The organism is Enterobacter sp. CM29 (assembly GCF_013179605.1).
GTDB lineage: Bacteria > Pseudomonadota > Gammaproteobacteria > Enterobacterales > Enterobacteriaceae > Enterobacter > Enterobacter intestinihominis.
On sequence record NZ_JABMCU010000011.1, the window covers coordinates 33667 to 42197 of the forward strand.

The following is an 8531-nucleotide window of genomic DNA, read 5'->3' on the forward strand; positions in this document are numbered from 1 at the left end:
TAGATCCGGCTGCCAAAACCCCTATTCTATCATGCAGCTGCGCAGCGACCAGTAGCGTAATGTGATGTCGGACGCACCTTCGAAGCGAACCTGGGCCGGATGGTCAGGAAAATAGCGGCTGCTCATGACGCCTTCACCGTGATTGATGAAAATTTCGACGCTGGAACGGTCACACAGCACGCGTAAATGATGAACAGTGCCCTGCCAGTAGCGGGTCAACGTCTCTCCGGTTTCCAGGCTGGCGCGTTCCAGATGGATCCCCGCATCATCCATAATCAGCCGCAACGCGCCGGCAAAATCCACGTTTACGCACGATGCGCTCAGTTCGAACTCAAGACGGGTTCCCTCCAGCACCGGGGCATCGCTGGCGCGTCCCTGCCAGTGATGTTCATCCTCGCGCAGCGTTTCCAGCTCACGGACCGGCGTTTGCCAGAGCTTACCGTCGCGGTAGCGCAGCTCGCGCGGACAGGTCATCTGGTGGATCCAGCCGTGCACCCGTGTAGGCTGGAGCATCTCTTCGCCGTCCGGCACGCCCATCCAGCCGATGAGGATGCGGCGGCCGTCTTCTGCCACCGTGGTTTGCGGCGCGTAAAATTCGAAACCGGCATCAAGCTCATGCAATTCGCCGTGCGCAAATGCAGGCGTTTGATAATCAACTGCTCCACTCATCCAGACGGCCGGATAGGTGCTGAGATAGCGATGCGGTTTGCGCGCCAGCCCCTGTGGGCAGCAGATCAAGACGTGTGTGCCATCAAGCGCAAACAGATCCGGGCACTCCCACATATAGCCCGCGTCCGTGAGTCCATTGACGCCGTGACCGGCGATTTCGCCGCAGGACGCCCAGGTGTGCAAATCGGCTGACGTAAACAGCAGCACCTTGCCGCGCTTATGCTGATCCTGCGCCCCGAGCACCATGTACCACTGCCCGTCATGGCGCCACACTTTCGGGTCGCGGACGTGCCCGGTATACCCGTCCGGCAGGGGCAACACCGGTCCCAGTTTGGCAAACGTGCCGTCGTCATTTTGCACCGCCAGACACTGCCAGGCGGTGCGGCCGCCATCGTCAAACTTAACGTTGCCGGTATAGCACAGGGTCAGCACGCCGTTGTTATCCACGGCGCTGCCGGAGTAACAGCCATTGCGGTCATACTCTTCGTCAGGCATCAGCGCCATTGGCTCGTGCTGCCAGTGCACCAGATCTGCTGAGCTCCAGTGTCCCCAGCACTTGTAGCGATGATCGCAGCCCAGCGGGTTCCACTGATAAAACAGATGGTAACGTCCGGCAAACCAGATAAAGCCGTTCGGATCGTTCATCAGCCCCGTCACCGGCGCAGGATGCCACTGCGGATAGTGGCTGTCCGCTTGCGCACGCGGCTGGCCTTGCATAACGGCCTGCAACACGGCAGGCCAGCGGGAAGGTAAGGTCATTATTCAGAGTCCGTCTTATATTTCAGCAGCAGAGAGACGGTGAACGCCACGCCAAAGGCAATCACCATGCCGATAATATAGTTGAGCAGCGAGCTGGCCTGAACGATCGCCATACCGGGAAGCGCCGTCAGACCAACGGCGGTCATGTAGACATGCACCGACACTACCCAGGCCCCGCCCGCTGCGCCACCGATCAGGGCCGCGATAAACGGCTTCACGAAACGCAGGTTGATGCCAAAAATTGCCGCTTCGGTGATGCCCAGCATCGCGGAAAACGCCGACGGTAAGGTAATGGCTTTGATTTTGGCATCGCGGGTTTTGAACCACACCGCCAGACACGCCCCGCCCTGCGCCACGTTCGCCATCGCCCAGATCGGCAGCAGGAAGTTCACGCCAATCGACGGGTTACCCAGCAGTCCGGCCTCAATAGCGTGGAAGCTGTGGTGAATGCCGGTAATGACAATCACCGAATAGAGCCCACCAAACAACAGCCCGGCCAGCCAGCCCGCGTGGGCAATCAGGGTGCTAAGAATAAAGGAGATCCCGTCGCCCAGCGCGCGTCCCGCCGGGCCAATAATCAACAGCGCGATAAAGCCGGAGATAATGACGGTCAGGAACGGCGTCAGGATCAGATCTAACGCATCCGGGATCGCCCGGCGAAGCTGTTTTTCCACAATGCTCATAAACCACACCGCCAGCAGTACCGGGAAGACGGTTCCCTGATAGCCAATCATGGCGATTTCAAGACCGAAGAAGTTCATGGTGTGGAAGCCGGATGCTACGCCCCAGGCGTTGGTCAGCGCCGGATGAGTCAGGATGCCGCCGAGCGTTGCGCCCAGATACGGGTTGCCGCCAAACTCCCGCGCGGCGGTGAAGCCAATCAGGATCGGCAGAATAATAAACGCCGCCGAGCTGCACATATCCAGCATGATATAGAGCGCGTTATCCGGATTAACCCAGCCGTAGGTTTTAACCATCCCGAGCAGGCCCATCAGCAGACCCGAGGCCACGATCGCCGGAATAATCGGCACGAAGATGTTGGAGAGCAGACGCGCGATGCGCTGAAACGGGTTCAGCTTGCGGGCTGCAATATCCGCCGCTTCCGATTTACTGGACTCGCTAATCCCTGCCGCCTGAATAAACGCGGTGTAAACCTTATTCACCACCCCTGTGCCGAAGATCACCTGCATCTGCCCGGCATTTCGAAAACAGCCTTTCACGCCTTCAACCTTGCCGATAGCCTGCTGGTCGGCAAGCGCATCATCGACCAGCACCAGACGAAGGCGCGTGGCGCAATGTGCCGCGCTGGCAATGTTCTCTTTGCCACCGAGCAGCGGAATCAGCTCGCGCGCAATATGATTAAAATCCATAGATACCTCTTCCTGACCTCTTTTTATGATGTTCGAAACGCCCCCGCAATGCGGGAGCGTGAAGGGTTAAAACCAGGTTTCCATCTGCACCCCAAAGTTCCATTCCCCACCCGCATTGAAGCCGCTGCTGCCAAAGGCGTCATCGCTGGCGTAGTTATCCAGCTTGCTGCTCCAGTCCATCCAGGTGGCGAACAGGCGCAGCTCCGGACGGCTGAAGAAATCGCCAATCTTGCCCGCCTTTAACGTCGGGGCAAAGGTCAGCTTGTAGAAGCTACCGTTAACCGCATTGCGATCCTTGTAGCCTTCCGGGTTTAAATCCATGTATTGATAGCTGCCCTCGAACGCGAGGGCGAAATTCTGGGTCACCTCTTTGATCAGACGCGTATTGAGTGTGACCCACTCGTAGCTGTCGCCCTTCACGTAGCGGTCCTTACTGCTTTGCGCCAGTACGGCGGGCGCAATGTGCCAGCCACCGCCCAGCGGCGTGACACCGTAACTTGCAAAACGCCAGGTATCGGCTTCTGACAGCAATGCGCCGTCTGCACCAATGCTTTTCACCTCGGCCCCCAGACCGTGGCCGTAAAGCAGCGCCGTTTTGGCGGAACCTTCCCGCAGGCCGTAGAAGCTCTCGTTATGCAGACCCACCAACGCATGCACCCCGTTATTCGCCGCGTCGGTTTTAATCAGATCGCCGTTGCTGTCCTTACGGTCGTCATTATCTTTTGCCCGTAAGCCGCTGACCATCAACTGCACCGGCCCGGCGAAGTGGTTCATGCTTAAGATGTAGTTCTGGACGTTGTTGTCGATCTCCTCTTCGCTGCCGAAATTACGGCCATAAAGGGAGAAGTTACTGCGCAGCGTATCGTTCCACTTCACGTCGTAGACGCCGCCGCCGGTCCCGGCGAGAAATACCACGTCGGAATCCAGCCAGTGAATGTCGAAGTTGTCGCGGTCAAAACGCTTACCCGCCCAGAAGGTGCTGCCTTTCAGCGCACCGGTAACGTCCGGCAAATTGCCCAGCTCGGCAAAGGCCTGACGAATGTTCAGGTCGCTGCTGTCTGCCGACCAGTCGTTATAGGTTTTCTGACCGTCGGCCAGCATCGCCTTAAAGCGCGTCGTCGCACCATTCTCCAGCGTCTGTTTGTGCTCAACATTCAGCTCAACGTAGGTATCCGCTTCGTTCCCCAGACGCCCAATGGCCCCGCCCGTTTCCCCGGCGGGCGTCAGATAAGGGCCGCTTTTGCTGCTGGAGGCCGCGTCGTTCATCAGCAGGCCGGAACGGGCGTAACCGTGAAATTCAAAACCGCCTGTCCGATCGGCTTTCTCTTCCAGCACCGTAGTACGTTGCGCCACCGCCTGTGTGGAGGTCTGCGCTTCCTGCTGCGCAGCCACCAGCTGCTGTGTTTTCTGTTCCGCTGCCGTGGCGCGCTTTTCAGCAACCTGCGCGCGGGTTTCCGCCTCCTGCAAACGCTGCTCCAGCGCCGCCAGGCGCGCTTCGATACGTGTCATATCCGTCTGGGCAAAAACAGAGGTACTGCCGGCCAGCATGCCTATCATCACGGCAAGTCTGCGTTTTTTATACATTTTGTCGCATCCCTAATAACTATCGGTAAAAGTGCTAAATTGCTAAACCGGTTTAGGTTGATGATACTAAACCGTTGAATTTTGAATCGGCAATGTTTTTTGCTAAACCGTTTTAGTAAGTGTGATCGAGGCGACAATTCAGGCCGCCGACCGGAGGCCTGGAGAGGTGAATTACAGTTCGTGATGATAAGGCAGCGCGGTCATTGCCCCTTTTGCGGTTGTCGCCAGCGCCCCACAGCGCTGCGCTAACGTGATGACCTCTGAGAGACGGGCCTGGCCATGACGTGCCAGACCGAACAGCAGCCCGGCGACGAAAGCATCCCCCGCGCCGGTGGTATCAATGCATTCCACGGGTGATGCAGGATAGTGCGTCAAGGCACCTTTTTGCCAGGCGGTGACGCCCTCTTTTCCCTGCGTCACCAGCACCAGCCTAGCCGGGCAGGTGCGCATCAGCGCCGCCAGCCCCTCATGGACCTGCGCATTTCCGGTTAAGAACGCCAGTTCTTCCACCGAGATTTTCACCACATCTGCACAGGCTAATGCCCGCTCAAGACACTGACGCAGCTCGACTTCATCGTGCCAGAGATCGGCGCGGATATTGGGGTCAAAGCTGACGAATCCCCCCGCCAGTCTGATAGCGGACATCGCCTGAAACGTCGCGGAACGGCTGGGTTCGGCGCTAAGCGCGATAGAGCAGACGTGCAGCCACTCCCCGGCGCGGAATGGCGGGAGATCGGCAGAGTCGAGGAATAAATCAGCGCTCGGGCGAACCATAAAGGTAAAGGAACGTTCCCCGTCGTCATCGAGATCCACCACCACCGTGGAGGTGCGATGCCGCGGATCCCGTCTCAGCCATTCTGTATTAACCTGCTCATCCGCAAGCGTTTTTTGCATAAAGCGCCCGAAGGGGTCGTCGCCCACCCGGCCTATAAAGGCGCTTCTGCCTCCCAGACGCGCTACCCCTACCGCAACGTTGGCCGGTGCGCCGCCAGGACATTGCAGCAGTTTGCCCTCTCCGTCGGGCAACAGATCCACCACTGCATCGCCAAGTACCCAGATCGTCTCCATATCACCTTCTTAGCTAAATAATGTTAAACCGGTTTAGCTATTTAAGCACAGGCAGGGTGTCGGGGAAATATGGCGAGGGAAAATTTGCTTAACCTACCCGTTGGGGCCAGTGGATATCACCCACGCCATTGAGCTGCGGGCGGGCGAACAAAAAGCCCTGGAAGCGGCGAATACCGGCGGATTCAAGCCAGCACCACTCTTCTACCTTCTCAATGCCTTCTGCGACCAGCGTAATCTCCAGATCGGTGCAGCAGCTGATTATCGACTTCACAATCGCCTGCTTGGGTCCGCTCTGGTGAATATCGCTGACGATCTCCCTGTCGATTTTGAGCTTATCCGGCTGGAACCGGGTGAGCAGCGACAGACCGGCATAGCCGGAACCAAAATCATCTATTGCCAGCCCAACCCCTTCCGCTCGCAGCTGTTTAATGGCGCTGTTAAACTGGTTAAAGCCGGATATCATCTCGTTCTCAGTGACTTCAATGACCACCTGCTCTGGCTGTAAACCGTGCTTTTTGATCTGCGTTACCAGGAACTCTACCGCACCCGGCACGTTAACCAGCGACATTGGCAGCAGGTTCACCGCCAGTTTGTGGCTGCCGATGCCCAGCTTTTGCGCCAGCGCAAAGGTCCAGGCTTTGGTATGCAGATCGACTTCGTATATCTTTTCACGATCGAGACTACGGAAAAAATGCTCCGGGCTGCCGCCGTCGTTTCCGCGTATAAGCGCTTCGAGAGAACTGATTTTGCCTTCGGACGGCTCGACAATGGGTTGCAGCGCAAACTGGCAGGGCTGTCCCGCCAGCAGACCTAACCCTTTACCAAACGGCGCGCGCTCTCGCGAAAGCGTCCATTTATCAGGCTCATAGTCCGAAGCGGGTGGGATAGCGGTTTTGCCGGCGATAAAGGTCTGAATAAATTTGAAGACCCGATCCTCAGAAGTCAGGTAGCTTTCCAGCTTGCTGTAATGCAGTACCGACGCCAGAATCGCCTTCGGGGTCTGAACCTCCAGGTCAAACCGCAGCATTCCCACGTTATCGAACCGTCTGCGCGGACCGTAATCGCGCATCAGCTCCACTACGCCAGTATGCCGGTTATCTTCGCGGATGGTATTAAACAGCGCGACTACGCTCTGTTCCGTTCCCTCAAGAATTTGCAGGACGTCACGGCCACTGGAGAGAAGAATGCCGGATATGCCCTGCTCCGTATTGCGGATCCTGGCCTGTTCAACCAGCTCGCTTAACGCTGCGGAGGTGCAGGTTAAGCTCAGCTGGCTTCGATAAATGAGAGTTGTCAGCACAGAAAGAGGTCCGATAGGGATATAGGCCAGAGCGGTACTGTTTAACACAGTTCCCCGGCGTGACCTAATCTATTCCGCAGCGGAATTAATTTTCCCCGATACGGCTGTCGATCCGCGCCTGCATGTAATCGTAGAACGGATTCGACGTCACGCGCATTAGCGCATCTTTGCCGACGCTCAGCACCGATGTTTCTCCCCACAGAGCAATCGTCCCGAGACTGATTCCATAGCGGTTTTTCACCTCAGGATGACGGCCATACAGATCGTCTTCAGGCGGGAACGGAATGGCAATATGCGACAGGGAATAAACCTCCTGCGGATACGAGACCGACAGCGGCGTCACCGTTTCCCGGGTGCTGCCCGCAGGCGTTGTCTTTGCCACCATATCAAACCTGTCAGGGCTGGCATTGGTCACGATTGTGACACTGTAACGTCTTTTCGCCTCGGGCAGCAGGTCAGCCACCGCCGTCCAGGATGATGGCCTGAACAGTGGACGGAAACTCCCGGCCTGATTGATGTCAAATACCACCAGTTCGCTGCCATTTGCCGGAAGCTGGTCAAACAGCCCGCTGACTACGGCGCGGGTACTGACCGTTGAATCCATGACCGACTGAAACGCCAGTACCGGCGGGAGCTGCGTTAGTTTGTGATCATGAACATCGCGGTTTATCTGCTCATGCAGCGCCCGGGTAAGCAGCCAGGACTGACGTGCCGCATTCACCGGGAACGAATTGTATTTATAAGGATTATATTCCGGCGAAATGTTGAGCCACGCGGCTTTGGCAAACGCCGGTAACATAGCCGGTAGCCCGGCGAATCCGGCAAAGCGCGCAAACGCCGTGACGCCAATCATCGGTGAGAGCAAAACGATCTGCTGAGGTTTACGCAGTTCAGGCGCATCAAGGGCGTCGAGGGCGTATTTCATCGCCAGCGCACCGCCGTTGGAATAGCCCGCCAGGTGCAGGGGGAGATCGTTCCCTGTCAGGCGTGTTGCTTCACGAACCGCAAGGCGCGTAGCTGCCAGCCACGCCTCCCAGTCAACGTCTGTCAACGCGCCCGGCGCCGTGCCGTGTCCGGGCAAACGAGGCACTACGGCCACAAAGCCGTGCTTTTGATAATTCACGGCCAGACGCCTGACGCTGTAGGGCGAATCCGTCAAACCGTGCAACAACACTACCGCCCCGCGCGGCTTTCCGGCAGGCATCAGCACAAACGACCGGTTTGCATCCGGAGTAAAGTGTCCTGGCCACACCAGGCTCTGACGGTAATAGCGGTTCAGCGGCGTGCGCTCTGCGGGGGTGACTTTCGCCGTCACCTCAGCATCAAGAGCGGTGAAGATGGCGTTTTCCCGCGCGACATAGGCTGCGAAGGTCGCGTTATCCATCTCCTGCACGGACATTTCGTCAGCCCGCCATGTATGCCAGTGATGCAGGGCCGGCCCCTGCTGCGAAAGATAAACCCGCACCGCCAGCAGAACGAGCACAATGATCCCGATGACCATCGCTATTTTTTTTGCGAGAGCCATCAGGCGCACGCTGACCCGCCAGGGCAAATTCGCCATGTAAGGCTCCCTCTCTTATCCACAGAGCTTTCATCTTACCAAAAAATGTGAAGAGGCTGTCGTATTCACCAAATAGATACCGCTCAGGCCGGACACTGCACCAAAAGTGAACTACGCTGCACAAATGTTGAGCATCTGTTAAACAAATATTGCATTAACTTTGCTGCACAGCGCGTTTTCGCCGCAATGTGAACATGGCACGCGTCCTGCATTGTTAATC

General features: G+C 57.4%; 6 protein-coding genes. All 6 read right to left on the minus strand.

Translation table 11 applies throughout. The features are described from left to right. Positions 1-21 precede the first annotated feature (21 nt). Entirely contained in the window at positions 22-1428 is a 1407-nt protein-coding gene (locus HP459_RS02970; protein WP_171935918.1) for a sucrose-6-phosphate hydrolase, read from the minus strand. Further along, positions 1428-2798, minus strand: a complete 1371-nt coding sequence (locus HP459_RS02975; protein ID WP_038416083.1) for a sucrose-specific PTS transporter subunit IIBC — start codon at positions 2796-2798, stop codon at positions 1428-1430. Before HP459_RS02975 ends, HP459_RS02970 begins: the two co-directional genes overlap by 1 nt. A 66-nt stretch (positions 2799-2864) precedes the next feature. After that, positions 2865-4382, minus strand: a complete 1518-nt coding sequence (locus HP459_RS02980; protein ID WP_046621474.1) for a carbohydrate porin — start codon at positions 4380-4382, stop codon at positions 2865-2867. Positions 4383-4553: 171 nt separating this feature from the next. Further along, positions 4554-5450, minus strand: coding sequence for an aminoimidazole riboside kinase (locus tag HP459_RS02985; protein ID WP_046621473.1), 897 nt, complete (start codon positions 5448-5450; stop codon positions 4554-4556). A gap of 88 nt (positions 5451-5538) precedes the next feature. After that, a complete protein-coding gene (locus tag HP459_RS02990; RefSeq protein WP_171935919.1) occupies positions 5539-6750 on the minus strand; it encodes an EAL domain-containing protein in 1212 nt (403 codons plus the stop codon). Between the two features lie 85 nt (positions 6751-6835). Next, on the minus strand, positions 6836-8311 hold the full coding sequence (locus HP459_RS02995; protein ID WP_171935920.1) for a carboxylesterase: 1476 nt from the start codon (positions 8309-8311) through the stop codon (positions 6836-6838). Positions 8312-8531: the final 220 nt, after the last annotated feature.

Coding starts and splice junctions, on each gene's coding strand:
- HP459_RS02970 (WP_171935918.1), bottom strand. CDS start 1,428: ATGACCTTACCTTCCCGCTGGCCTGCCGTGTTGCAGGCCGTTATGCAA.
- HP459_RS02975 (WP_038416083.1), bottom strand. CDS start 2,798: ATGGATTTTAATCATATTGCGCGCGAGCTGATTCCGCTGCTCGGTGGC.
- HP459_RS02980 (WP_046621474.1), bottom strand. CDS start 4,382: ATGTATAAAAAACGCAGACTTGCCGTGATGATAGGCATGCTGGCCGGC.
- HP459_RS02985 (WP_046621473.1), bottom strand. CDS start 5,450: ATGGAGACGATCTGGGTACTTGGCGATGCAGTGGTGGATCTGTTGCCC.
- HP459_RS02995 (WP_171935920.1), bottom strand. CDS start 8,311: ATGGCGAATTTGCCCTGGCGGGTCAGCGTGCGCCTGATGGCTCTCGCA.